This window comes from Pseudorhizobium xiangyangii, assembly GCF_020531965.1.
Classification (GTDB): Bacteria; Pseudomonadota; Alphaproteobacteria; order Rhizobiales; family Rhizobiaceae; genus Neorhizobium; species Neorhizobium xiangyangii.
On record NZ_JAJAWH010000001.1, the window covers coordinates 141,685 to 166,415 of the forward strand.

The following is a 24,731-nucleotide window of genomic DNA, read 5'->3' on the forward strand; positions in this document are numbered from 1 at the left end:
AGATCGAGCAGGCCTACTCGCCCCCACCCAGCGAATGCACGTAGACGGCAAGCTGCTTGACCGTTTCGCTGCTGAGACGGGCATTCCAGGCCGGCATGACGCCATGCTTGGGAGCCTGGATCTGACGGGCGATCTCTGCTTCACCCTCCGCCTTCAGCCAGATGGCGTCAGCAAGGTTCGGCGCACCGAGATCACGGTTGCCTTCGGCACTCTCGCCATGGCAGGACGCGCAATTATCCGCGTAGAGCTGCTTGCCCGGCTCGATCATCGAAGCATCCCGCGGCGTGCCGCTGAGGCTGACGACATAGGCAGCAACCTGACGGACCTCTTCCGGTTGCAGGATGTCCATGAAAGCGGGCATGTCGGAGATCCGCGTATCGGCATCCACGGTGTCGCGAACGCCGTGCGCGATCGTCTGGTAGATCGCGTTGATATCGCCGCCCCACAGCCATTCGTCATCGTTGAGGTTCGGATAGCCCTGGCTGCCCACCGCGCCCGTACCGTGGCACTGGACGCAGTTGACGCGGAACGCCGATGCGCCGCCGGCCGTGGCGAACTGGGCCAGCTGCGGATCCGCCAGAATCTCCTCAAGCGAGACCTTGGAGATTTTCTCCATGATGCCACCCTGGGCAAGCCTTGCACTCTCCATCTCTCCAGCCAGTTCGGCGCGGCTTGAATAGCCGAGCACGCCCTTGGTCGCCTCGTTCACCATCGGCCACGCCGGATAGAGGATCATGTAGGCGATGCCCCAGACGATCGTGCCGTAGAAGGTCCAAAGCCACCATCTCGGCATAGGGTTGTTCAGTTCGCGAATGCCATCCCATTCATGGCCCGTGGTCTCGACACCACTGAGTTCGTCAATGTGTTTCTCGGCCATGGATCAATCCTCCTTCAGAGGGATTCGCGCAGCTTCGTCTGCCAGATGCTTGGCACTGGGACGAAAGACAAAGATGATGGCGCCGAGGAAGAACAGGACCATGCCGAGCAAGGCCCAACTGTCGGCGAATTGCCGCATAGCGGTGTAAGTTTCCATGCTTGGGCTCCTCAACGATAGCCGGTGGTAGCGTCATAGGTCGAGAAATCGACCAGCGTTCCGAGCATCTGCAGATAGGCCACGAGGGCGTCCATCTCCGTCAGCGATGCGGGATTGCCGTCAAAGTCACCGACCTTGGCCTTGGGGTAGCGAGCCTCGACGCCGGACGTATCCGCGTTGGGATCGGCCTGGGCCTTGAGATCGGCGACAGCATTGTCGAGCATCTCGTCGGTGTATGGGACGCCCACTGCCCGGTTGGCTTTCAGGTTCATGGTGATGTCAGTGATGTTCAAGGGTGCCGTCGCGAGGAACGAGTAGCGTGGCATGATGGATTCAGGAACGACCGAGCGTGGGTCGTTCAGGTGCTGGACGTGCCATTCGTTGGAGTAGCGATCCCCGACGCGAGCAAGGTCAGGCCCCGTTCGCTTCGAGCCCCATTGGAACGAATGGTCGTACATCGATTCCGCTGCAAGGCTGTAGTGGCCATAGCGCTCGACCTCGTCACGGAACGGACGGATCATCTGGCTGTGGCAGGTGTAGCAGCCTTCGCGGATGTAGATGTCACGGCCGGCCAGTTCGAGCGGCGAGTATGGCCGCATGCCCTCTACCTTTTCGATCGTATTATCGAGCCAGAAGAGGGGAGCGATCTCGACGATGCCACCGATCGTCACCACGACGAGCGAGGAGACAAGAAGCAGCGTCGCGTTCTTTTCGAGGATTGCGTGTTTATTGAGAACAGACATCGGTTCACCTGCCCTTATTCAGCTGGCTGGAGTGCGGGGGTCGCACGGGAGAGAGGGCTTTCCTCGCGCAACTTGCCCTTGACCGTCATGTAGACGTTGTAGGCCATGACAAAAGCACCCGTGAGATACAGCGCCCCGCCGACCGAGCGGATGACGTAGTACGGGAACATGGCAAGGACCGTTTCGGCGAAGGAGTAGACCAGGAAGCCCTGATCGTCGTATTCGCGCCACATCAGGCCCTGCTGGATACCGGCGACCCACATTGCGGCGGCGTAGAGAACGATGCCGAGCGTTGCGAGCCAGAAGTGCCAGTTGACCATGCGGATCGAGTAGAGCCGCTGACGGTTCCACAGCTTCGGCGCAAGGTAGTAGACGGCAGCGAAGGTGATCATGCCGTTCCAGCCGAGCGCGCCGGCGTGGACGTGACCGATGGTCCAGTCCGTGTAGTGCGACAGAGAGTTTACCGCCTTCACGGACATCAGCGGGCCTTCGAAAGTCGCCATGCCATAGAAGGCGATGGCGACGACCATCAGGCGGATGATGGGATCGGTGCGGATCTTGTCCCATGCGCCCGAGAGCGTCATCAGGCCGTTGATCATGCCGCCCCACGAGGGCATCCAGAGCATGATAGAGAAGACCATGCCGAGCGTCTGCGCCCAGTCCGGCAGCGCGGTGTAATGCAGGTGGTGAGGACCGGCCCAGATGTAGAGGAAGATGATCGACCAGAAGTGAACGATCGACAGCCGGTAGCTGTAGATCGGGCGATTGGCCTGCTTAGGGACGAAGTAGTACATCATCGCCAGGAACGGGATGGTGAGGAAGAAGGCGACGGCATTGTGCCCGTACCACCACTGCGTCACCGCGTCCTGGACACCGGAAAATGCAGAGTAGCTCTTGGTTCCCAGAAGCGAGACGGGGAATGCCAGGTTGTTGACCACGTGCAGCATCGCAACGGTGATGATGAACGACAGGTAGAACCAGTTGGCCACAAATATATGCGGCTCCTTGCGTCGCAGCACGGTGCCGAGGAAGACCACGAGGTAGGCAACCCAGACGATGGTCAGCCAGATGTCGACGTACCATTCCGGTTCCGCATATTCACGCGACTGCGTGATGCCGAGAAGATAGCCGGTCGCCGCCATGATGATGAAGAGGTTGTAGCCCCAGAAGACGAACCAGCCGAGGTTTCCACCGAACAGCCGCGCGCGACAGGTCCGCTGCACAACGTAGAAGGACGTTGCAATCAGGCCGTTACCGCAGAACGCGAAGATGACCGCGGAGGTATGCAGCGGGCGGACGCGACCGAAATTGAACCACGGCTCGACGTTGAGGTCCGGAAAGGCCATCTGCAGGGCAATGACGACGCCGACCAGAAACCCGACCACGCCCCAGAATACGGTGGCGATGACACCGTATCTGATGACTTCGTCGAAATATTCCGTTTGCTGCGCCGCTTTCTGGGCGGCAGTAACCGGCGCAAAACTGACGCGCCGCAGCATGACGATCGAGCTCGCCAGAAGGACGAAGAAAAGAACCCACATATGCGCAGCGAAAAGGCTGTCATGGGTGAACGCCACTGCGAGCAGCGCCAGAAAGGCACCGACCACTAAAGCGATGGTTTCAAAGGTATAATTCATTGTTGGACATCCCCCAACGGCTTGATTCATTTCGCGTTCCTGCCCAAGTCGAAACGAATCCGCCCCAGAACATGCCCGTGATTGTCAGGAGAATTGCCATCCAAAAGGCGGCGCAGCCTTGATTTAGATCAAGGCAGACGAGCCCGCGTGCGGCGAACCTGTAAAAAAGCAGCAAGACCGACCGATTGGCCGGGTGTGAGGGAAAACACCATGAACAACGGACAGCAGGACGAAAATTTCAGCTCTGTCTGTCGGGTTCCCGACGCAGAGATGATCGCCTGGCTTCATAACGCACACTCGCAGCAGCTGGCGCTGTGCGACGAACTGGAGGAAATCGCCGATTCACTGCCTGTCAACGTAAACAGGCAGAAGTGCATCTATGCCGCAAAAGCGCTGGTTCCGATGATCCGCACCCTTCACCACTACGAGGAAACGGTGCTTTTTCCGAGAGTTCATCGACAAAACGGCGGACACGACAACAGCGAGATCCTCTCGCGCCTGCGCTATGAGCATCTTGAAGATGAGGGCTATGCCGAGGAACTCACGGAAACCCTGCTGAAACTCGGATCCGGCGTCTCGGTGAATATGGAAGCCGTTGGCTATATGCTGCGTGGCTTCTTTGAAGGGCTGCGCCGCCACATCGCTTACGAGGGCACCCTTCTGGAGGATCTACCCGCACCGCGAAGCGGCCATGCCTAGGCGGTCGGCCTAGCCTGCCCGATGCCGGCGGCGATCGGGCATTTCCTGCATGACCACGAGAGCGCCGACCTGCGTGCGGGCATCCGAGAAGCAGGGTGACATGCGGCAGCAGATCACGACGGTCTCATCATCCCTTTGCTCCGCATAGGTCATCGAGATGCTTTCCCCCGCGAGGCAGCGATCAAGCATACCTCTCGCGTCGCGCTGGAACTGCTGGATACCGATCACTTCGGCGAAATGGCAACCGATAAGCTTTTCCTTCGGTTGTCCCATTCGCAGTGCATTGGTCTCGTTCGTGTAGAAAACCCGATAGGCGGGGGCGACGACGACGATCCGCTCCGGAATGCGATCGAAGAGCGCCGGATCGAGGAATGTGCTGTCGCCATCGGACAGGATCGTGACCCCTCCGCCCTGCTCGCCCCCCGCACGCGCGGCGGCGCAGCTGATCTGCGGCGCGAGATACCGCTCGACAAGCATCTGTAGAAGGTGACCGTTGCGATGCACGCAGCCACGGTCATCGGCCTCCTCTTTCAGGAGGTCGAGCGCAAAGCGGAACTGCGCCTGAATGCCGGCGGGATCCAACACCTGGTGTTTGAATATCGCCTGAAGGAGCGGATCGATTGCTTGATCCAGCGCCTCTACGGCAGCCGAATCCTCCATATCCACGGCTGCCTGCAGCCGGTTATATTTCGACCAGAATAATTCGATCAGGGCTTCCAAGTCGCACCTCACCACAGCAAGGAGAACAGCATTCCATGGCCTTCAGAACCTCTTCCGAAGTTGTACATGGGATTGCAGCAGCTATACAACCTGAAACTTGCGCGAGCGTTACCAGCACCGGGACGGCGTTCTTGAAAGAACTTACGCCTTAAGCGATTTCTTGATTGCCCACCGGTCGTGATACCAGAGCCATTGCTCGGGATACTCGCGCACCCAGCTTTCAACCTTGTCGTTCAGCATCTGTGCCGTGCCCTGGACATCGACATTGCCACGCGCATCGCGCGGGACGTCAATCCTCGGCTCAATTTCGAGACGGTATCGATTGTCAGGCAAACGGATACAGCGGGCCGGATAAACGTCCGCGTCGAACTGCCGGACCAGCTTTGCGAGGAGCGGATTGGTGCGCACCTGGCGACCGAAGAACGTCGTCGTCAGACCCCTGCCGAATTTCTGGTCCACCAGCACGCCAACGCCGCCGTCAGCTTCCAGCCTGCGGGCAAGCGCGAAGGACGAACCCGCATGGGAGGGCACGAGCTGGCCCATCCGGGCGCTGCGGAACGAGAAGACCTTTTCGGCGATATAAGGATTGTTGGGCGGACGGAAGAGCACCATCACATCCAGGCCGAAGCTGTTTCCCGCCACCGGCAGAAGTTCGAAATTTCCCGTATGCGCCGTGAAGACGATGAAGGGTCTCGGGTTATCGCGCAGTTCGACGAAGATCGGAATGCCGGAGACTTCGATACGGCCCGCCTCGGTTTTTTGCGGATCGAAATCGAACAGCCGATCGAGAAACACGTATTCGGCGGCAAGCCGGCCCATATGGCCCCAGCTCGCCAAAGCGATCTGCTCCAGTTCCGCGTCGCTTTTCTCCGGATAGGCGTTGCGGAGATTGGTCAGCATCAGCCGGTGGCGGCCGAACTTCGGACCGAGCCAGCGCGCGGTACGATCCGCAAAATTCAAGGCGGGATCGGCGGGCAGGACCTTCATCGCATTGAGGATGCCGAACGCCGCCTGCGCCACCAGCCATTGCTGGAAGCGCCGGGCACCCAGCACGATCCTCGTCACAAACATCTTCAATGGCATCAGTCCATGCGCAGGACGATCTTGCCGAACACCTGCCGCGTTTCCATACGCTCCAGAGCCCGGTCGATATCGTCGAAGGTCACTTCCGTGTCGATCACCGGATGGACGACGCCGCGCGCCATCTTCTGCATGGCGTTCGCCATGTTCTCCATGCGGCAGCCGAACGAGCCAAGCAGTTTCAGCTGCTGCTGGAACAGCATCATCAGATTGACATCGGTCGAAACGCCCGAGGTCGAGCCGCAGGTCACCAGTCGTCCGCCGCGCTTCAGGCAGAACATCGAGGCGGCAAAAGTGTCTTTGCCGACATGCTCGAACACGACATCGACGCCCTTCTTCTTGGTCAGCTTGCGCACGACGCCTTCGAAGCGGTCGGTGCGGTAGTTGATCACATGGTCGGCGCCGAGCGCCTTGGCGCCCTCGATCTTGTCGTCCGAACCGACCGTGGTGATGACGGTGCAGCCGGTCTTCTTGGCGAGCTGGATCGCAGCCGAACCGATGCCGGAGCCGCCGGCATGGATGAGAATGGTCTCGCCCGCCTCAAGCTTGGCGTTGTCGAACAGCATGTGCTCGACCGTACCGAAAGTGACCGGAGCAAGAGCGGCTGCAACGGCGTCGATACCCGGAGGCGCCGGAACCAGCAGGCGCGCCGGCAGGTTTGCCTTCTCTTGCGCGAAGCCATCCAGGTGGAAGCCGTGCACACCGGAAACGTTTTCACACAGGTTGTCGCGCTTCTCGCGGCAGGGCTTGCAGAGCCCGCAGGTCCGTGCGCCGTAGATCGACACGAGCTGACCTGGGAGCACATTTGAAACGCCTGGCCCAATAGCCTCGACGACACCGGATGCTTCGGCACCGATCGTCAGCGGCATCTTGCGCTTGGCGAACGCCATGCCGCGCCAACCCCACACGTCGATGTGGTTCAGAGCCACAGCCTTGACCCGAAGCGTCACTTCGCCAGGGCCTGGTGCATCCGGTTCAGGAATGTCGACTGCTTCGAGCTTGCGGTCGTCGATCAGCTGGAGAGCACGCATAATAGGTCTTCCTTCGCCCGGAGGCGTTAACAAGTAAGCAAACAGTATTTTGCGCTGTCTAGGCCGGTTCCACCGTCATGACAAGGCTGGCGTTCTGTCCGCCGAAGCCGAACGAGTTGGAAAGCACTGCCGTCACCTGCTGGTTCCGCTTGGTATTGGGTACCACATCCAGGACGATTGCAGGATCCGGATTGACGTAGTTGATGGTCGGCGGAAGCGTTCCCGTCAGCATCGTCTGGATGGAGAATACAGCCTCTACCGCGCCGGCAGCCGTGAGCGTGTGGCCGATCATCGACTTGTTCGACGAGACCGGAATATCCTTCAGACGGTCCCCGAAGACCGCAAGCATGGAGCTGTACTCCATCTTGTCGTTCTCCGGCGTCGATGTGCCGTGAGCGTTGATATAGCCGATGCCGGTTTCGTCGATGCCGGCATCCGAGAGCGCCGCACGGATCGTGGCGATGGCCGGTGCGCCATCCGGCGAGGACCGGGTGCGGTGAAAATGGTCGGCCTTCTCGCCGCATCCCTTCACGATGCCGAGAACCTTGGCGCCGCGGGCAACGGCTGCTTCCAGCGATTCCAGCACGAGCGTGGCTGCACCCTCGGCGATGACGAAGCCGTCGCGTTCCTTGCTGAAGGGCTTCGAGGCCTTTTCCGGCGGGTCGTTCTGTGTCGACAGGGCCGAAAGCAGCGAGAAGCGGATCAGGGCTTCCGCGCTCACGGAGCCGTCGGTCGCGACCACGAGCGAGCGATCGGTGCGACCCTGGCGGATCGCCTCGACGCCGAGCTGGATGGCTGTGGCACCCGATGCGCAGGCCGTCGACAAGGTCACCGGCAGGCCGCGGGTACCGAAGCGATCGGCAAGCCGCTCTGAAATGGAGCCGAACTGGACCGCCTCGAGAAAGGACGGGTCCGGACGTTCGCGCATGGCTGCCAGGAACCGGTCATAGGCATCGCCTTCGACCTGTGCAGGCGGCGCACGATCCGCAAGCGCGAAGCGTGCCGACCATTCCGGCTCGACAGGCGGCGCGGCGAGAAACAGCGGTCCTTCGAAATCGCCGGACAGGCCGGCCTGCGCCAACGCTTCGGCCGTCGTTTCGCGGGCGTAGGCATATGAGCGCTCGACCGGATTCTCCACCGGCACATCGATGAAGTCGACAGTACCGCTGATGCGTGTGGAGAGACCGGCAGTCGGGAAGCGGGTAATATTGTGGATGCCGGACGTGCCGGAGGTCAGGGCAGCCCAGTTGTCCTGAAGGCCCTGCCCCAGTGACGTGATGACGCCCATGCCGGTCACGGCGATGATCGGCCGGCCGAGGTGGTCCTTGAAACGGTTGTCGCTCATAGCTGTCTCCTCACGCGTTCGGCGATAGGACCGCAAGGCCCTCGCCGCGCGTATAGCCGACCGTCGTCACCACCGCATGCTTCGCGGGCGCCGCCATCGGCTGCTCAATGCTGGGGTCGAAGGACGGGACGCTGAGCCCACCGTCGAGCGTGAGCGCGGCTAGCGCGAGGCCAAGCGGAAACTGCGCTTCCATGCCATGACCCGTAACGCCGCCATAGCCGCGGAGCGTCGCGCCGCCGAGCTTGTCCTCAAGCACCGACCGCTCGCGGGCAGATGCATCGACGAGCCCGCTGGCACCCGAAAATATGACTGTCTGCTCAGGACTAACGTCCGATGTCAGGCCGGCAAGGCGGGACAGACGCTGCTCGAGCTTGCCGTCTTCACGGCTACCGCGATCGCCTTCGACCGCGTCGATGGCTGCATAGATATGCGCGCCGCGGGATTCGGCATGAGCACGCGATTCCAGGACGAGGAATGCGCCGACGGTTCCCATCATCATGCCGCCGCCATTCTCGGACGAGCGCTGCCACAGCGGGTGCCATTCGCCGGTGGCGTGGGCGCGGATGCCTTCCACGAGAAGAAGGATATCCGCCCGCTCCGCGACGAAGGCGCCGCCGACCAGCGAATGGGTCGACTGGCCTGCCTTGATGCGGTGGAACGCCGTTTCCACGGCAGAAATGCCTGCCGACTCTTCGCCCATGAATGTGCGGGACGAGCCGGTGACCTTATGAACGATCGAAATGTTGCCCGCGACGAGGTTCGAAAGCTGCGCAAGAAACAGCGTAGGACGCAGTTCCGTGGTCAGCTTCTCGTTGAGCAGTATTTCGCGGTCGTTGCGCTTCAGCGCTTCGTCGACGATGAGAGAATCGACCTTGATGTCGCGCTCGCCGCCGCCGGCCGCAACTATCATGTCCATGGAGGAGCAGGCTTCGGCATCCGTCTTCAGCCCGGCGTCATCGAGCGCGAGCCCCGCGGTAAAGACGCCGAGTCGCTGCCAATTCTCCATCTGCCTCTGATCGCCGCGCTTGGTGATCTGCTCGGACCAGTCGATCTCGGGCATGGGATGCACGGGGTATGGCTTGAACCGTTCGGTCTCGACCTGCGGAGACGTCATCTCCGCAGCCGACAGCAAAGCCACATGCGGCTCCTTGCCGACACCGTAGCAGGTGACGATCCCGATTCCGGTGATCACGACATCGTTGTCAGACTTGCTCATTCTGTCCTCATTGCCCGGCGTTCACGCACCAGCTTGAAGCGCGTCCATGAGCCCGACTTCTTCTGCACGTTTGCGAACGATGTCTGCAAGCGGCACTTCACTGAACGGCATGGTGCGAAGCTTCAACTGCGCATCGCATACTTTCTTGCCAGCCGAGGTAATCTTTGCCTTGGTAACGGCGTAGCCCGACCCCTCATGCTCCAGAAACGCCTCGATGTCGAGGACCGCATCCGGCCCGACGAAGGAGCGCATCTTGGCCCCGTCGACCGACATCAGGAACGGCATGGCAGCAAAATCCGTTGCCGCCAGAATAAGCATGCCAGAGGCCTGCGCCATCGTTTCGATCAGCAGAACGCCCGGAACCAAAGGCATTCCGGGAAAATGGCCTTCGAACACGGGGCTCTTCGTCGGCACGACCGACCGTGCCCGCAAAAGCTTGCGGGGGAGGTCCACGCCCTCCACCCGGTCGATCATCTGGAAGTATTCAAGCAGCATTCATGCTTGGGGAACGGCGTTTCAGCCCTTCGCCGCCCTCAGTTCGTCAATCTTGGCGCAGAGGTTCTTGAGGACGAAATACTCCTCGGTCGAAACCTTGCCCTCGTTCACTTCCTGCGTCCACTGCTCGAGCGGAATCTTGATGCCGAATTCCTTGTCGATGGCAAACACGATATCGAGGAAGTCCAGGCTGTCGATGCCGAGATCGTCGATCGTATGGCTCTCCGGCGTGATCGTTTCGCGGTCGATTTCGCTGGTTTCCGCGATGATGTCGGCAACTTTGTCGAATGTAGCAGTCACGCCAAATGTCCTCTGAACAGTCAAATCAAGGTTCCACATAGGGAATACCTCGCCAAATGCCAATCCCCGTCTGCAGCCGCGGGAAAATTGTCCGCTCACTGTTGCGCAAACGGCGACGATTTATCGGAGGCGCCAAACTCTCTCTCAACCCGTTGGAGACCTGACAGGAGGTCAGAAAGAGAGGCCTGAATACCCGTAATGTCGAGAGCACTTTTCCGTTGCGCACAAATGTCACAGTTTACATGTGTGTCGGAATGGGATGCTTTCCGGGTATCCGCAGAACGGGCCACCACCTCGCGACCAGTGGCGGCGGCCGGTCTCGGACGGCCTCGATGAGGCGATGAGTACATGCGGAGAAGATTTCGCGAAAGTTGATGTGGATCAATTCGCCCTGGACGAATTTGACGAAAATCAACCTTCCTCGTGCGTCGTGCAACCGGTTTGAGAATAGCTATCATGGACTTGCTTGCCAGAGACCTTCACCAGCCCGAACTTCCGGTGGTGTGCCGTTCGTGCGAGGCACGCAACGGGGGCATCTGTTCGGCACTGAAGCCTGCCCAGCTGGCGGAACTCAGCAAGCATTCGTCGCGCCGCAAGATCGAAGCTGGCAACGAGTTCATCGGCCAGGGCGAAAGCGTCTCGTCCTACAGCAACATCCTCAACGGGGTCGTGAAGCTCTCCAAGGTCATGGCGGATGGGCGTCAGCAGATCGTCGGCCTCCAGTTTGCCCCCGACTTCATGGGCCGGCCCTTCCAGGGCGAGAGCCGCATGGCCGCGGAAGCGGCGACGGATACGGAAATCTGCATTTTCCCGCGCCGCGCCATTGAGCGCCTGATCGCCGATATTCCGGAGCTGGAGCACCAGCTGCATAACCAGGCACTCAAGGAGCTCGACGAAGCTCGCGACTGGATGCTGACGCTCGGCCGCAAGACGGCGCAGGAGAAGGTGGCGAGCTTCCTGTCGCTGATCGCAAGCCATAGCGACCCCGAGCAGCAGGACATCAGCAGCGTCTTCGAGCTACCGCTGTCCCGCGCCGAAATTGCAGACTTTCTCGGGCTGACCATCGAGACCGTCAGCCGCCAGATGACCAAGCTGCGCAAGGAAGGCATCATCCAGATCGAGAACAACCGCCACGTCACGGTGCCCGATCTTGACCGCCTTGCCTTTGCAGCAGGCAACGATTGAGGACTCGAAGATAGGCGGCCTCAGGCCGCCCTGCCCTCGACGACCGCCCCCCGGATGATCTCAAGCACACGATCGGCGTCCACGTCCGTGCAGATCAACTGGCTCGGGTGACCATCCCAATGCCCCGGCGGGAACACGCGGCCGTCCGGCTTCTGAATGGTCTGGCCGTCAGCGATCCCACCGCAGACGACGCGAATCGGACCACTGCGCGTCTTGAACAGCTCGCGAGCGACGACATACACGCAGGCACAGCTGTCGTGAATCACCATGCCGTCGCCGACGCGGTGCTTGTAGAATTCGATGTAGAACTGCGAGATATCCGACAGCAGCCTGACCGACGCATCGCCGACCGCAGCCATTTCGGCGAGGTATCCGCTGGTCATCACGGTCTTCAACGTCACGTCGAGACCGACGACCGTTACGCGCCACGGGGCGGTAAAGACCACGTCCGCGGCCTCCGGGTCGCCATGGATGTTGGCCTCTGCGGCCGGGCTCACATTGCCGTTCAGATGGAAGGCGCCGCCCATCACCACGACTTCCTTCACGAGTGCCGCGAAGTCGGGATCGGCCTTCAGCGCAAGCGCCAGGTTGGTCATGCGACCGACCGCGACGAGCGTCACCTCGCCCGGCTGCGCGCGAACGGTATCGATGATGAACTGCCAGGCAGGCCGACCATCCGCCGTCACGGAAATGGCCTCCGGAATATCGATATCGCCGAGCCCGTTTTCACCGTGGATGAAGGTCGGCCAATGGCCTTCCGGCCGCGACGGATCGAAGGTCACGCCGGCACCTTCCGCAACCGGTGCCGAAATGCCCCACTCCTGCTTCAGAAACAGGGCGTTGCGCGTGGTCAGATCGATCGGCGCATTGCCGAAGACCGTGGTGATCCCGATGAGATCGATCTGCGGATGCCGGTGAAGGAAGAGCAGCGCCATGGCATCGTCGATGCCGGGATCTGTGTCGAAAATGACCTTGTGCATGTTCACGCTCTGGAAGTTTGAAGGGACCGAGTAAGATCGGGGACCATATCGCGGTTTTCACATCGCACAATCGCGAAAGAACCAGCCTGCCCGGTTGCAAGCGGTTGCCGTCGGTGGCAGGAGTGCGCCGCAATATCCTCCCATCGCCGGTCTTTCCCCTTGCACGATATAGCCTTTCACCTTCTGGTGCTGTTGTTCGCCGCCGCGTTCCTCGCAGGTTTCGTTGATTCGATTGCAGGAGGTGGCGGACTGATCACCATTCCGGCCATGCTGATCGTCGGCATACCGCCGCTCGAATCGCTGGCGACCAACAAGCTGCAGGGGCAGTTCGGCGTTGCGTCCGCCACGATAGCGTATGCGCGCAACGGTCATGTCGACCTGAAGAAGCAGTTTCCCATGGCGGCCACCGCCGTCTTGGGCGGCATTCTCGGAGCCCTCCTCGCCTCGGTCGTGCCCGCTCATTATCTGGCTGCCGCCATTCCCTTCCTGTTGGTGGCCATTGCACTGTTCTTCGCGCTCAAGCCGAACCTCAGTGATATCGACAGTCACCAGCGGGTGACACCCTTCGTCTTCGGCCTCACCATCGTGCCGCTTATCGGACTTTACGATGGCGTCTTCGGCCCCGGCGCAGGCTCCTTCTACATGCTCGCCTTCGTGCTGTTGGGCGGCTTTGGCCTGTTGAAGGCAACGGCCCACACGAAGCTGCTCAATCTCGGCTCAAACTTCGGATCGTTCCTCGTCTTCGCCGTCACGGGATCGATTCTCTGGAAGGTCGGGCTGATCATGGGCGCGGGCCAGTTTCTCGGCGCGCAGGTCGGCTCCCGCATGGCGATGCGCAACGGCGCCAACATTATCAAGCCGCTGCTGGTGTTTTCCTGCCTGGCGCTCGCCCTGAAGCTGCTTTCCGATCCGACCCATCCGGTGCGGATCTGGCTGGGTATCTAGAAAATCGCCAGCACCAGGGCCCCGACGGTGATCAGCGAAATCCCGATCCAGTGGGCGAAGTTGAGCTTCTCGCCCAGAAACATCACGGCGAAGATCGCAACGAGCACGATCGAGAGCTTGTCGACGGGGGCGACGCGCGCGGCATCACCCAGGCTAAGCTCCCGGTAGTAGGCAAGCCAGGAGGCGCCGGTCGCCAGACCCGAGAGAACCAGGAAGAGCCAGGTTTTCGAGGAAATCGTCGACGGCGCCTGCCATTGCCCGGTGGCGGCAACAATGCCGACCGTCACGACCAGTATGACGACGGTACGGATGAGCGTCGCCATGTCTGCCGGCACTCCAGCGACGCCGATCTTGCCGAAGATCGCGGTCAGGGCCGCAAATGCAGCCGACAGGAATGCCCAGAAAACCCAGCTCGCCGACAATCGCTACCCTTTCATTTTCAAGGGAAGGCCGGCGGCGACGAAATAGACCTCGTCCGCGACGGCGGCGATCCTCTGATGCAGCCTGCCGGCGTGATCCCTGAACTCCCTCGCCATCCGGTTGTCCGGGACGATGCCGAGACCGACCTCGTTTGAAACGAGGATCAGGCTGCCTTGATGATCGGCCAGGCTATCGACCAGAGCGAGGCCGGCGCTATCGACATCGGCGTCGGCCATCATCAGGTTGGTGACCCACAACGTCAGGCAATCCACAAGGATGACGCAACCCGAATCGCGGATCTGCTGCAGATGCGGCGTGAGATGAAGTGGAACTTCGTGTGTCGTCCAGCCGTCGCCCCGGTCCACCTGGTGGCGGGCTATACGCTGCCGCATCTCGTCGTCATAGGCCTGTCCCGTCGCCACGTAATGGCGCTGCAGGCCTGTCTCCACCGCCAGCCGCTCGGCGAAGCCGGATTTTCCGGAGCGGGCACCGCCCAGAACAAGCGTCACGCGACCATGTGCAGTCATCGGACACCTGTGGGTGCGCCAAGCGAACGGATTGGGAAAGGAGAGATTGCGGCAGGGCAGAAACTGAAAGATCGGACGATTCGTAGATTCATGAGGCGTCCGCCTTGGTTCATCAGTTAAGCACCGCCGCACAACAAAGGTGATAGCTGAGCGCATCCGTGTCAAGCGACAGACGGTTTCGCGATACCGAACCGGAAGGAAAACAAGCGGCGGGTACGCACTACCTCACCCGAACGCTTGAGCGGAACAACCGTCCGCGAAGACATATTTAGCGACACATCGTTACCGGAAGGTTAGTGCGAGAAAGATTTCTCGAATTTGCTGCTGGATAATGTTTTTCGCGTTGCAGCAGGGTCTGCCTCAGAACGGTTGATTTCCCCGTCCAGAACCCTAGTCTCAGGTATGGATGCCGCTGACATTGGCAGACAACTCCTGCAGAATCGCTGCTGAACGCCGGCCGGGTCCGCCGGATCTTGGGATGTTGATGATGCGAAATCCTATTGCCGCGGTCGCCCTTCTGATCGGCTTCGGCCTTCATACCGAAGCCGCCGAGGCTGCGTGCGGCGATGTGACGATCGCGGAAATGAACTGGGGTTCTGCCGCAGTCGCAGCACATATCGACAAAATCGTCCTCGAACGCGGCTTCGGCTGCAAGGTGACCCTGGTGCCCGGCGACACCGTTCCCACCTTCACCTCGATGATCACCAGGGGCCAGCCTGACATGGCACCCGAATTCTGGATCAATGCCGTCCGCGGGCCGCTCGCGAAGGCTACCGCCGAGAACAGGTTGGTTCTCGGCGCCGAAATACTGGAAGACGGAGCCGTCGAGGGCTGGTGGGTGCCGAAGTTCATCGTGGATGCCCATCCCGAAATCCGTACGGTCGATGACGCACTTGCGCGCCCGAACCTGTTCCCGTCACCGAAGGATCCGCAGAAAGGCGCGCTCCACAGCTGTCCCAGCGACTGGAGTTGCCAGGCGACCACGGCCAATCTCTTCAAGGCGTTCGGCGTGGCGGACAAGAACTTCGAGCTCGTCGAGCCGCAGACGGCCGAAGAATTGGACCAGTCCATCGCCGAGGCTTTCGAAGCCCAGACGGGGTGGCTGGGCTACTATTGGGCACCGACGGCAATCCTTGGCAAGTACCCGATGGTGAAGCTGTCGTTCGGCGTCCCCCACAACAAGGTCGAATGGGACAGTTGCACGGCCGTTCCGAACTGCGCGAGCCCGCAGCGGAACGCCTACCCCACCTCGCAGGCTTTCACGCTCGTTACGCATGAATTCACCGAAAAGGCGGATGCGGCGATCGGCTATGTTCGCGCGAGGCGCTGGACCAACGCCACCATCAACAGCGTTCTGGCATGGCAGCTGGAAAACAAGGCGAGCAACGCGGAAACCGCCGAATACTTCCTGAAGCACCATGAGGACGTATGGTCGAAATGGGTGGTTCCGGTCATCGCCGAGAAAATCACCGGTCGGCCCTGACGCCGCTCCGCGTTCGCGATGCGTCGCAAATCACGCATCCCTTGCAGCCGCGATATTATAGTTCAAGATGGAGCGTCTAACGTGGACGGCGGTTGCTTGCCGCTGAAACAGCACGCCGGGGGCACCAATGACACGGACAGCGCATGGCTAGCCACGGGATCGAGATCAAAGGCCTCTATAAAATCTTCGGCTCCCGTCCCGCCGGGTACATCGACCAGGTCCGCAGTGGCTTGTCAAAAGCGGAACTGAACGAAAAGCACGGACACGTCCTCGGCCTGAAAGACATCAACATTTCTATGCCGGCCGGCAGCGTTACGGTCGTGATGGGGCTTTCCGGCTCCGGAAAATCCACGCTCATACGCCACATCAACCGGCTGATCGAACCCACTGTAGGAGAAGTCATCTACGACGGCACCGACATCTGCAAAATGAACCAGCGTGACCTGCGCGAGTTTCGCCGCCAGAAGACCGCCATGGTCTTCCAGAAATTCGCTCTTTTGCCGCACCGGACGGTGATCGAGAATACCGTCTACGGGCTGGATGTTCAGGGCATGCCGCGCGACGAGAGCACGAAGAAGGCGCTGTACTGGATCGAGCGCGTCGGGCTGGCCGGCTTCGAGAACCATTACCCCAACCAGCTTTCGGGCGGCATGCAGCAGCGCGTCGGCCTCGCCCGCGCGCTGGCGAACGACGCCGATATCCTGCTGATGGACGAGGCCTATTCCGCACTCGACCCGCTGATCCGCGTCGATATGCAGACGGTTCTCCTCGACCTGCAGAGCGAATTGAAGAAGACGGTCGTCTTCATTACCCACGATCTCGACGAAGCGCTGCGGCTCGGCGACAAGATCGCCATCCTGCGGGACGGCCAGATGATCCAGCAGGGAACGGGCCAGGAAATCGTTCTTTCGCCGGCCGACGACTACATCGCCGCCTTCGTCAAGGAGGTGAACCGGGGCAGGGTTATCAAGGCGCGGACGGTCATGAAGCCGGTCGCGGACCTGCCGGACGGCATCAGGATTGCCGCCGACGAAACGCTGGAGAGTGCCGCGCAACGGCTGACGCAGGCCGGGCGGGCGAACGCGGTCGTCATCGATGACGACGGTTCCGAGATCGGCATGCTCGACCTCGACACGATCGTCACGGCAATGGTCACGCCAGCAGGCACGGTCTCGGCCGTCGGGACGATACAGTAGCCACAATTGAATTTCGCACGCCAAGCGCCTATAGCCCGGCAATCGCAGGAGTATTCCGATGACCGTCCGCAATCCGCTCTCTGATCTCATCGCCGAGAAGGGCGTTCTGCTCGCCGATGGCGCCACGGGAACCACACTCTTTGCCATCGGCCTCGAGGCCGGCGAGGCACCGGAACTGTGGAACGAGACCCACCCGGAACGGATCGACAAACTGCATCAGGACTTCGTCACTGCCGGCGCGGACATCATCCTGACCAACACCTTCGGCGGCACGCGTCACCGGCTGAAACTTCATCACGCACAGGACCGCGTCTTCGAGCTCAACAAGCGCGCGGCGGAAATCGCCCGCGCCGTCGCCGACCGTGCGCAGCGAAAGGTGATCGTTGCGGGATCGGTCGGTCCGACCGGAGAACTTCTGATACCGCTCGGCGCCCTCACCTATGAGGACGCAGTCGCGGCCTTCGTCGAGCAGATCGAGGGGCTGAAGGCGGGCGGGATCGATGTCGCCTGGATCGAGACCATGTCCTCGCCCGAGGAAATTCGCGCTGCTGCGGAGGCTGCCACCAAGGTCGGCCTGCCCTACACCTATACCGGTTCGTTCGACACCGCGGGCAAGACGATGATGGGGCTGGACCCTAAAGACATCCACCGCGTCGCCGGCGATGTCGGCGCAGGCCCCGTCGCGGTTGGCGCCAATTGCGGCGTCGGCGCATCGGACATTCTTTCCAGTCTGCTCGACATGACGGCGGCAGACGCTGGTGCGATCACCATCGTGAAGGGCAATTGCGGCATCCCCGAATATCGCGGCGCCGAAATCCATTATTCCGGCACGCCGCCGCTGATGGCTGAATATGCCCGCCTCGCCCGGGCCGCCGGCGCCAGGATCATCGGCGGCTGCTGCGGCACGTCCTGCGAGCATCTTGCCGCCATGCGATCGGCGCTGGACGAGTATACGCCGCGCCCGCGCCCGACCATCGAGGAAATCGTCGAGCGGATCGGTCCACTACGAAACAAGACCGCCAGTGAATCAGGCGGAGAAGGCGGCCGCGAACGCCGTCGCCGCAGGAGCTGACCCATGACCAATGTTTCACCAATTGCCAACCGCCATACGGTCGCGGATAGCCTGTCCGCACTGAGCGACGAGAACCGGTCCTGGCTGATGCTGCTGATGGACACCCCGACCGCCGACGCGGCGCTGCTCGACGGCCTGCATCTCTATCTCGACCGGCAGTCCGAAGCGCGGCTCCTGAACTCGCTGAAGCTGCAGAAATGCGGTGAGTGGCTTGGCGACACAGCCCCTGCCCGGCTCCAGGTGCGACTGATGGAGGCCGCCAAGTCGAGCCAGCATGCCGCCCATGCCGCCTTTCGCGCGGGGCTGGCCCGATCCGGAGGATTGGAAAACGCCTACCCGAAGGCGAAAGTCTAGAACAGCGCCCGCATGTGAAACCGCAACTGATCCGGCGGGTAGCGGAACTCTGCCCCGATCGGACAGGCATTGCGTGAGGCGCAACCGCTAACCATGCATGTCGCCTGTCCGGCCTCGCTTTGAAGGTAGGCCCGGCATTTGGCCACGTCGAAGCCAGCGGATGTAACCGCCGCCACGGGACAGGCCGTCACGCACGCTTCGTCCCAGGAGCCTAGCTCGGTGACTGGCTCCATCTCTGCAGGCGGACAGTCTACCGCAAACGAAAAACCGAGCGCGCCGCGATAGCCGTGCCAAAGACCATAGCGGGGATGCAGAAGGATGCCGAGCGGCGAGGGCTTCAGGTCTTCCGCCTGCAACGCCCATCGCTGGAACGGTTGGTAAGGGGGATCGGACGGGAAATAGGCGGTCGCCGACAGTTTCCGGGCAAGAGGACCGATCATCGCCTTTGACCACGTATCCAGCGGATCGGGTCCGGTATAGTTCTCGCGCCAGAGTGCAAAAGCGGGCCAGATCGAACCGCCGACATTGCCCAGGAGAACGACCGAGCGTGCGGCATCGCCATCCTCCAGCTCAGGGCCTTCGCCCTCATCGAACCGCACGACACCCCGCATGAAGATGCCAACCGACTCCAGAGCCGTCGCGATCTCCGACAAGGGCGACACACCGCTCATCGCGGTGCCCCAGGCTTGTAGTGCGGCCTCCAGACCTCCGCCTGAATAAAGTCGGCGACCGTCGCCGCCCCGCCTTGCTCCCTGGCGGTGTCGGGACCCTTTCAGGTGAAGGCGTCTGCCATCGAATCCTTCCGCTCCTTGATGAAGTTGAGCAATGCCTCGTCGATCGCCGGATCGAGCGGCGGGGCTTCATAGCTATCCAGCCATGACCGGCAAAGCGCATTGGCGCGATCCTCGATCCGCTTTTCACCTTCGATTTCCCACTGCTCGAAGGAATTGTTGTCCATCAGGGCAGAGCGATAGAAGGCGGTCTGGAAATGTGCCTGCGTATGGGCGCAGCCGAGGTAATGGCTGCCCGGTCCCACCTCGCGGATGGCATCCAGTGCCTGGCCGGATTCCGAAAGATCGACGCCCTCCGCCATTTTCTGCATCATGCCGAGCTGGTCCTGGTCGATCATGAACTTCTCGTAGGAGGAGACGAGGCCGCCCTCGAGCCAGCCTGCCGCGTGAAGCACGAAGTTCGTGCCGGCCAGCAGCGTCGTGTTGAGCGTGTTCGACGACTCGTGAGCCGCCTGCGCATCTGGAACCTTCGAACCGCAGAGCGAGCCGCCGGTACGGAACGGCAGACCAAGGCGGCGGGCAAGCTGAGCCGCCCCATAGGACACGAGCGAAGGTTCAGGCGTGCCGAAAGTCGGCGCGCCCGACTGCATGGAGATCGACGCGGCAAAGGTGCCGAACAGTACCGGTGAGCCGGGACGGATAAGTTGCGTCAACGACGCACCGGCCAGCACTTCAGCAAGGATCTGCGTCAGCGTGCCCGCCACCGTGACCGGGCTCATGGCTCCGGACAGAATGAACGGAGACACGACCGAGGCCTGGTTATGCCGCGCATAGACCTTCAGCGCGCCGAGCATCGTCTCGTCGAACACCATCGGAGAATTGGCGTTGATGAGGTTGAGCGTGACGCAGTTGTTCTCAACGAACTCGTCACCGAACACCATCTTCGCCATGGCGATCGTGTCTTCCGCCCGCTCGGGTGCGGTGACAGATCCCATGAAGGGTTTGTCGGAATACTTGATGTGGCTGTAGATCATGTCGAGATGGCGCTTGTTCACCGGCACATCCACCGGTTCACAGACCGTACCGCCGGATGCGTGCATGGACGGCGCCAGGTAGGCGAGCTTCACGAAGTTACGAAAATCCTCGATCGTCGCATACCGGCGCTTGCCTTCCAGATCGCGAACGAAGGGCGGACCGTAAACCGGCGCGAACACTGTCGCATTGCCGCCGATCTCGACATTCCGGCTGGGATTGCGCGCATGCCAGGTGAACTGCTTCGGCGCGGTTTTCAAAAGTTCGCGGCACAGGCCCTTCGGAAAATGGACCCGCTGCCCCTTCACATCGGCGCCGGCTTTGGCCCACAGCTCCAGAGCCTCGGCGTCATCGCGAAACTCGATCCCGATCTCCTCCAGGATCGTATCGGCATTACGCTCGATAAGCTGCAACCCCTCCTCGTCCAGCACGTCATAGACGCCGATCTTGCGGGTGATATAGGGCAGAGAGGGACCCGGTCCGGCACCTGATCGCGAAGCGCGCCGGCCTGCCGCACCGCGTTCACCGCGAGAACGGCGTCCGCCAGCCGCTGCATCCGTTGGTTGGTTCAAGTCGTCCATGGTTTCCTCGCCGTTGCGCTGGAAGCGCCTGCCATCACTGATGCGACATGCTAGGACGGCAGGCAAGCGGAACCCTGCCTTTCTGCGTCACGGGCTTGCGCAGAACAGACATTCCGACCACTCGCGCTCCGTCGTTTTCCATCCCGCCGAAGTCGTTTTCAAAGAAGTCGGAAAACCTTTTGCGTTTCATCATGTTCCCCACGCATGCCGTGCGGCCTGCCATCAGAAATGGAAGCATTCAATGTCTGACGACGACATCATCTTGGCCGAACTTTCCGACGAGGAACTCGTGCAGCAGATGCACGACGATCTCTATGACGGATTGAAGGAGGAAATCGAGGAAGCGACGCAAATCCTGCTTGGCCGAGGCTGGGCACCCTACGATGTGCTGACCAAGGCACTGGTGGAGGGCATGAGGATCGTCGGCATCGATTTCCGCGACGGCATCCTGTTCGTGCCGGAAGTGCTGCTGTCCGCCGGTGCGATGAAGGCCGGCATGACCATCCTGCGTCCCCTGCTTGCCGCCACGGGCGCTCCGAAGCAAGGCAAGATGGTCATTGGCACCGTGAAGGGCGACATTCACGACATCGGCAAGAACCTCGTCGGCATGATGATGGAAGGCGCCGGCTTCGACGTCATCGATCTCGGCATCAACAATCCGGTCGAAAACTACCTCGAAGCCATGGAGCGCGAGAAGCCGGACATCCTTGGAATGTCGGCGCTTCTGACAACGACCATGCCCTACATGAAGGTCGTCATAGATACGATGAAGGAAAAGGGCATCCGTGACGATTACGTCGTTCTCGTCGGCGGCGCGCCGCTGAACGAGGAATTCGGCAAGGCCGTCGGAGCCGATGCCTATTGCCGAGACGCCGCGGTGACGGTGGAGATGGCAAAGGACTTCATCCGGCGCAAGCACAACTCGCTGGCCGCCGGGTAAAGAAAAACCGGCCGATAGTCCCGGCCGGCCCTTCCTGCATTTTTAATGTCGCCGTTAGTTTGCGGCACGCTCTACGTTGCGGCCGGCATCCTGGGTGGCATCAACGGCATTGGCCGTATCCGCCCCAACGCCGCGAATGGTATTGCCGCAGGAGCTGAGTGCTGCTGCCGTTGCAAAAAGGGCTGCGATCACAGTGACTGTCTTTGTCGTCATGATAGAATACTCCAATGGTTGTTGATAAAAACGTTACGGAAAATGACCTTCCGCCACTGGAACGTTCCAATCGCGAAAAAGTTCACGTGATCGCGTGCGGCGCTCTGGCTCGTGAAATATTGGCCGTTTGCGCGCAGCACGGACTGCACCATGTCGACATCCAGTGCCTGCCCGCCATCTGGCACGCCTACCCGCAGAAAATTGTTCCCGGCCTGGAAAAAGCGGTGTCGGAAGCGCGGTTACATGGCTTCGAAAAGATTTTCTTCGCCTATGCCGACTGCGGTACCGGCGGAGACATCGATCGCCTTTGCGAGCGGGAAGGCATAGGCCGCATCGAGGGTCCGCACTGCTATTCGTTCTTTTCCGGAAATGCCATATTCGAGGAAAAGGCAGAGGACGACCTGCTGAGCTTCTTCCTGACCGATTTCCTGGCTCGCCAGTTCGACGCCTTCGTGATCGAGCCTCTGGGACTGGATCGCCACCCGCAACTGAAGGACATTTATTTCGGCAACTACCGGAAACTTGTCTATCTCAGCCAAGAGGAAGACCCGGCACTGCAGGAAAAGGCGAAGGCTGCTGCGGACTATCTCGGTCTCACCTACGAATACCGCTTTACCGGCTACGGCGATCTCGCGCCGTCGCTCAAGAATCTGTAGCCGAAGCGGACGTCCCGGCAGAATAAGATCGCTGACCGCGCCGACGTCGCTTTTTGCCGTATGCGACGTCGTGGCAAGCGCAGTCTCTGCTATCCACCCCGTGCATGCTGCTGAAAACGGGAGCAGTGCATGGCCGATCGCATCATCGTCTTCTGGCGGGATATCCCGGCGCAGGTGATCATCAAGCAGGGGCGGAAAACGGCCAAACGCGAGCTTTCGCTGCGCTTCACCGAGGCGATAGACATGTGCGCCATGCGCACCGGCGCAGCGGAGACGGACGACTATCTCGCCGAATGGCGCAAGGCCGATCCGGTTCCCGTATCCGACGACCTTGAAGCGGAAGCCGACAAGGCCGCTGCGGAACTGGAAGCAGCCTACGACAAGGAAAGGCTCGTCACGCTCGTGAAGAGCGGAGGTCGGGAAAATGCCTGAACTCAAGCCCGCCATCGGCAATGCCGGCGCGGCGATGAAGGCGGCAACGGGCGCCTACACGCCAAGCGACGTTTCGCCGAACCGGCGCGTCCAGCGGCGGTATTCGATACGCCTGTGGTCCGTGCGCCATTCACGGCTGCTGGAATGGTTCTATGGCCGTTTCGCGCACGTCTTCCTGCTGCTCCATCCGCTCTGGAAAGCGATCGGCTACAGCCGGGCCGAAGCGCCGGTGACTTTCGTCGAGAAGCGCGTGAAGGGCCTGCTCTTCGATTGCCGGATGTGCGGCCAGTGCATTCTCTCGTCGACCGGCATGTCCTGCCCGATGAACTGTCCCAAGCAATTGCGAAACGGACCCTGCGGCGGCGTTCGAGCCAACGGCAATTGCGAGGTGGAGCCCGACATGCCCTGCGTCTGGGTGAAGGCTTGGGAAGGCTCGCGCAACATGACAAAGGGAGACGATATCCTGAACGTGCAGAAGCCGGTCAACCAGTCCCTGCGGGAGACGTCGTCCTGGCTGCGGGTTACGGCGGAGGCGGCCGCCATGACCGAAACGATCAAGGACGTGCAGGCATGATCGCCGACATCAACCCACACGATCCCGGAGCGCCACTCGATCCCCTGCCCGGCCATTCCTCGCACGGACGGCTCGAACGCGTATTGAGGCGTGGTGAGTTTGCGGTGACTGCCGAACTTAACCCGCCGGACAGCGCCAATCCCCAGGAGGTCTATGAGCGAGCCGCGATCTTCGACGGCTGGGTGGACGGCATCAACGCGGTCGACGCCTCGGGCGCCAACTGCCACATGTCATCGGTCGGGATCTGCGCTCTGCTGACGCGAATGGGCTATGCGCCGATCATGCAGATCGCCTGCCGCGACCGCAACCGGATCGCCATCCAGGGCGACGTGCTCGGCGCATCCGCCATGGGCGTCCAGAACATCCTGTGCCTGACCGGCGACGGCGTGCAGGCCGGCGACCAGCCCGGCGCCAAACCCGTCTTCGACCTCGACTGCATGTCGCTGCTATCGACCGTCCGCACCATGCGGGACGAGGCGAAGTTTCTGTCCGGTCGGAAGCTCACGACCCCGCCGCACGTGTTCCTCGGCGCGGCGATCAACCCTTTCGCGCCGCCCCGTGATTTCCGTCCCTACAGGCTCGGCAAGAAGATCGAGGCAGGGGCCCAGTTCGTTCAGAGCCAGTACTGCTTCGACGTGCCTATGTTCCGCGACTACATGAGCCGTGTCCGGGATCTCGGCTTCCACGAAAAATGTTTCATCCTCGTCGGTGTCGGGCCGCTTGCATCAGCCAAGACCGCCCGCTGGATCCGCTCCAACGTGCCGGGCATCCACATCCCCGACAGCGTGATCGCCCGGCTTGAAGGCGCGCAGGACCAGAAACGGGAAGGCAAGCAGCTCTGCATCGACATCATCAACGAGGTGAAGGAGATCGAGGGCGTCGCGGGCATCCATGTCATGGCCTATCGCCAGGAGGAGTATGTCGCCGAGATCGTCCATGAGTCCGGCGTCCTCAAGGGGCGGCGGCCGTGGAAACGCGAAGCCAATCCCGGCGATTCCGTCATCGCGGAACGTCTTGAAGAAATCCGCCAGGGCAAGGAGGAGAACCAGCAGCAGCTGGCCGACCTCGCAGCCCACAAACCGCACTGAACAGACACCGCTTCATCCGGCGC

At 61.3% G+C, this 24,731-nt stretch carries 29 protein-coding genes; 12 read left to right on the forward strand and 17 right to left on the reverse strand.

Going from position 1 to position 24,731, the window contains the following annotated elements; genetic code table 11:
- Nucleotides 1-13: 13 nt before the first annotated feature.
- From ccoP to ccoN, 4 genes are read right to left on the reverse strand one after another with little or no spacing between them, the layout of a single operon-like run.
- Nucleotides 14-877 carry a cytochrome-c oxidase, cbb3-type subunit III gene (gene ccoP, locus LH464_RS00655; protein ID WP_226784417.1) on the reverse strand — a complete coding sequence of 288 codons (864 nt, stop codon included), beginning with the start codon at nucleotides 875-877 and terminating at the stop codon, nucleotides 14-16.
- Nucleotides 878-880: 3 nt separating this feature from the next.
- Nucleotides 881-1,033 (reverse strand): cbb3-type cytochrome c oxidase subunit 3, encoded by a 153-nt coding sequence (locus tag LH464_RS00660; RefSeq protein ID WP_226784418.1) that lies wholly within the window; start codon nucleotides 1,031-1,033, stop codon nucleotides 881-883.
- Between the two features lie 11 nt (nucleotides 1,034-1,044).
- Nucleotides 1,045-1,776: a cytochrome-c oxidase, cbb3-type subunit II gene (gene ccoO, locus LH464_RS00665; protein ID WP_226784419.1), complete on the reverse strand. Its 732-nt coding sequence runs from the start codon at nucleotides 1,774-1,776 to the stop codon at nucleotides 1,045-1,047.
- Between the two features lie 14 nt (nucleotides 1,777-1,790).
- On the reverse strand, nucleotides 1,791-3,413 hold the full coding sequence (ccoN, locus tag LH464_RS00670; RefSeq protein ID WP_226784420.1) for a cytochrome-c oxidase, cbb3-type subunit I: 1,623 nt from the start codon (nucleotides 3,411-3,413) through the stop codon (nucleotides 1,791-1,793).
- A gap of 210 nt (nucleotides 3,414-3,623) precedes the next feature.
- Between ccoN and LH464_RS00675 the strand changes: the two genes are divergently transcribed.
- Nucleotides 3,624-4,112, forward strand: a complete 489-nt coding sequence (locus LH464_RS00675; RefSeq protein ID WP_226784421.1) for a hemerythrin domain-containing protein — start codon at nucleotides 3,624-3,626, stop codon at nucleotides 4,110-4,112.
- A 9-nt stretch (nucleotides 4,113-4,121) separates the two neighbouring features.
- On the opposite strand, the gene LH464_RS00680 is transcribed toward LH464_RS00675, so the two are convergent.
- From LH464_RS00680 to LH464_RS00710, 7 genes are all read right to left on the reverse strand, one after another.
- Nucleotides 4,122-4,832 carry a PAS domain-containing protein gene (locus LH464_RS00680; RefSeq protein WP_226784422.1) on the reverse strand — a complete coding sequence of 237 codons (711 nt, stop codon included), beginning with the start codon at nucleotides 4,830-4,832 and terminating at the stop codon, nucleotides 4,122-4,124.
- Between the two features lie 141 nt (nucleotides 4,833-4,973).
- Nucleotides 4,974-5,909: a lipid A biosynthesis lauroyl acyltransferase gene (locus tag LH464_RS00685; RefSeq protein ID WP_226784565.1), complete on the reverse strand. Its 936-nt coding sequence runs from the start codon at nucleotides 5,907-5,909 to the stop codon at nucleotides 4,974-4,976.
- Between the two features lie 5 nt (nucleotides 5,910-5,914).
- Nucleotides 5,915-6,943: a zinc-binding dehydrogenase gene (locus LH464_RS00690; RefSeq protein WP_226784423.1), complete on the reverse strand. Its 1,029-nt coding sequence runs from the start codon at nucleotides 6,941-6,943 to the stop codon at nucleotides 5,915-5,917.
- Between the two features lie 58 nt (nucleotides 6,944-7,001).
- Nucleotides 7,002-8,288: a beta-ketoacyl-ACP synthase gene (locus LH464_RS00695; RefSeq protein ID WP_226784424.1), complete on the reverse strand. Its 1,287-nt coding sequence runs from the start codon at nucleotides 8,286-8,288 to the stop codon at nucleotides 7,002-7,004.
- A gap of 10 nt (nucleotides 8,289-8,298) precedes the next feature.
- Entirely contained in the window at nucleotides 8,299-9,504 is a 1,206-nt protein-coding gene (locus LH464_RS00700) for a beta-ketoacyl-ACP synthase (protein WP_226784425.1), read from the reverse strand.
- Nucleotides 9,505-9,525: 21 nt separating this feature from the next.
- Entirely contained in the window at nucleotides 9,526-9,999 is a 474-nt protein-coding gene (locus LH464_RS00705) for a 3-hydroxyacyl-ACP dehydratase FabZ family protein (RefSeq protein WP_226784426.1), read from the reverse strand.
- 21 nt (nucleotides 10,000-10,020) lie between these two features.
- Nucleotides 10,021-10,299 (reverse strand): acyl carrier protein, encoded by a 279-nt coding sequence (locus LH464_RS00710; protein ID WP_003502893.1) that lies wholly within the window; start codon nucleotides 10,297-10,299, stop codon nucleotides 10,021-10,023.
- 456 nt (nucleotides 10,300-10,755) lie between these two features.
- On the opposite strand from LH464_RS00710, the gene LH464_RS00715 reads away from it, so the two are divergent.
- On the forward strand, nucleotides 10,756-11,484 hold the full coding sequence (locus tag LH464_RS00715) for a Crp/Fnr family transcriptional regulator (RefSeq protein ID WP_226784427.1): 729 nt from the start codon (nucleotides 10,756-10,758) through the stop codon (nucleotides 11,482-11,484).
- A 20-nt stretch (nucleotides 11,485-11,504) separates the two neighbouring features.
- Here LH464_RS00715 and LH464_RS00720 read toward each other — a convergent pair whose 3' ends face one another.
- Nucleotides 11,505-12,464, reverse strand: coding sequence for a nucleoside hydrolase (locus tag LH464_RS00720; RefSeq protein WP_226784428.1), 960 nt, complete (start codon nucleotides 12,462-12,464; stop codon nucleotides 11,505-11,507).
- A 159-nt stretch (nucleotides 12,465-12,623) separates the two neighbouring features.
- On the opposite strand from LH464_RS00720, the gene LH464_RS00725 reads away from it, so the two are divergent.
- Nucleotides 12,624-13,409 carry a TSUP family transporter gene (locus tag LH464_RS00725; RefSeq protein ID WP_226784429.1) on the forward strand — a complete coding sequence of 262 codons (786 nt, stop codon included), beginning with the start codon at nucleotides 12,624-12,626 and terminating at the stop codon, nucleotides 13,407-13,409.
- Here the strand turns inward: LH464_RS00725 and LH464_RS00730 are convergent.
- On the reverse strand, nucleotides 13,406-13,831 hold the full coding sequence (locus LH464_RS00730; protein ID WP_226784430.1) for an EamA family transporter: 426 nt from the start codon (nucleotides 13,829-13,831) through the stop codon (nucleotides 13,406-13,408). The two genes, LH464_RS00725 and LH464_RS00730, sit on opposite strands and share 4 nt — an antisense overlap.
- 3 nt (nucleotides 13,832-13,834) lie before the next feature.
- A complete protein-coding gene (cobU, locus tag LH464_RS00735) occupies nucleotides 13,835-14,356 on the reverse strand; it encodes a bifunctional adenosylcobinamide kinase/adenosylcobinamide-phosphate guanylyltransferase (protein ID WP_226784431.1) in 522 nt (173 codons plus the stop codon).
- Nucleotides 14,357-14,843: 487 nt separating this feature from the next.
- Between cobU and LH464_RS00740 the strand changes: the two genes are divergently transcribed.
- The 4 genes from LH464_RS00740 to LH464_RS00755 all read left to right on the forward strand — a co-directional run bounded on the left by LH464_RS00740 (nucleotide 14,844) and on the right by LH464_RS00755 (nucleotide 18,461).
- Nucleotides 14,844-15,839 (forward strand): glycine betaine ABC transporter substrate-binding protein, encoded by a 996-nt coding sequence (locus LH464_RS00740; protein WP_226784432.1) that lies wholly within the window; start codon nucleotides 14,844-14,846, stop codon nucleotides 15,837-15,839.
- 143 nt (nucleotides 15,840-15,982) lie between these two features.
- The gene (locus LH464_RS00745; RefSeq protein WP_226784433.1) at nucleotides 15,983-17,035 is read left to right on the forward strand and encodes a quaternary amine ABC transporter ATP-binding protein; all 1,053 of its coding nucleotides are present in this window, start codon (nucleotides 15,983-15,985) and stop codon (nucleotides 17,033-17,035) included.
- A 58-nt stretch (nucleotides 17,036-17,093) separates the two neighbouring features.
- A complete protein-coding gene (bmt, locus tag LH464_RS00750) occupies nucleotides 17,094-18,107 on the forward strand; it encodes a betaine--homocysteine S-methyltransferase (protein ID WP_226784434.1) in 1,014 nt (337 codons plus the stop codon).
- Between the two features lie 3 nt (nucleotides 18,108-18,110).
- Complete coding sequence (locus LH464_RS00755; RefSeq protein WP_226784435.1) at nucleotides 18,111-18,461, forward strand: hypothetical protein; 351 nt, start codon at nucleotides 18,111-18,113, stop codon at nucleotides 18,459-18,461.
- Here the strand turns inward: LH464_RS00755 and LH464_RS00760 are convergent.
- Nucleotides 18,458-19,132: a 4Fe-4S dicluster domain-containing protein gene (locus tag LH464_RS00760; protein ID WP_226784436.1), complete on the reverse strand. Its 675-nt coding sequence runs from the start codon at nucleotides 19,130-19,132 to the stop codon at nucleotides 18,458-18,460. The two genes, LH464_RS00755 and LH464_RS00760, sit on opposite strands and share 4 nt — an antisense overlap.
- Nucleotides 19,133-19,233: 101 nt before the next feature.
- Nucleotides 19,234-20,805, reverse strand: a complete 1,572-nt coding sequence (locus tag LH464_RS00765; protein ID WP_226784437.1) for a trimethylamine methyltransferase family protein — start codon at nucleotides 20,803-20,805, stop codon at nucleotides 19,234-19,236.
- Nucleotides 20,806-21,046: 241 nt separating this feature from the next.
- Here LH464_RS00765 and LH464_RS00770 point away from each other — a divergent pair, with 241 nt between their 5' ends.
- Nucleotides 21,047-21,745: a corrinoid protein gene (locus LH464_RS00770; protein ID WP_226784438.1), complete on the forward strand. Its 699-nt coding sequence runs from the start codon at nucleotides 21,047-21,049 to the stop codon at nucleotides 21,743-21,745.
- 54 nt (nucleotides 21,746-21,799) lie between these two features.
- On the opposite strand, the gene LH464_RS00775 is transcribed toward LH464_RS00770, so the two are convergent.
- Nucleotides 21,800-21,958, reverse strand: coding sequence for an entericidin domain-containing protein (locus tag LH464_RS00775; protein ID WP_226784439.1), 159 nt, complete (start codon nucleotides 21,956-21,958; stop codon nucleotides 21,800-21,802).
- Nucleotides 21,959-21,972: 14 nt separating this feature from the next.
- Here LH464_RS00775 and LH464_RS00780 point away from each other — a divergent pair, with 14 nt between their 5' ends.
- The 4 genes from LH464_RS00780 (at nucleotide 21,973) to LH464_RS00795 (ending at nucleotide 24,708) form a co-directional block, all read left to right on the forward strand.
- The gene (locus tag LH464_RS00780) at nucleotides 21,973-22,614 is read left to right on the forward strand and encodes a DUF1638 domain-containing protein (RefSeq protein ID WP_226784440.1); all 642 of its coding nucleotides are present in this window, start codon (nucleotides 21,973-21,975) and stop codon (nucleotides 22,612-22,614) included.
- Between the two features lie 129 nt (nucleotides 22,615-22,743).
- Nucleotides 22,744-23,046: a virulence factor gene (locus tag LH464_RS00785; RefSeq protein WP_226784441.1), complete on the forward strand. Its 303-nt coding sequence runs from the start codon at nucleotides 22,744-22,746 to the stop codon at nucleotides 23,044-23,046.
- On the forward strand, nucleotides 23,039-23,620 hold the full coding sequence (locus LH464_RS00790; protein WP_226784442.1) for a methylenetetrahydrofolate reductase C-terminal domain-containing protein: 582 nt from the start codon (nucleotides 23,039-23,041) through the stop codon (nucleotides 23,618-23,620). Before LH464_RS00785 ends, LH464_RS00790 begins: the two co-directional genes overlap by 8 nt.
- The gene (locus LH464_RS00795) at nucleotides 23,617-24,708 is read left to right on the forward strand and encodes a methylenetetrahydrofolate reductase (protein WP_226784443.1); all 1,092 of its coding nucleotides are present in this window, start codon (nucleotides 23,617-23,619) and stop codon (nucleotides 24,706-24,708) included. Before LH464_RS00790 ends, LH464_RS00795 begins: the two co-directional genes overlap by 4 nt.
- Nucleotides 24,709-24,731 lie beyond the last annotated feature (23 nt).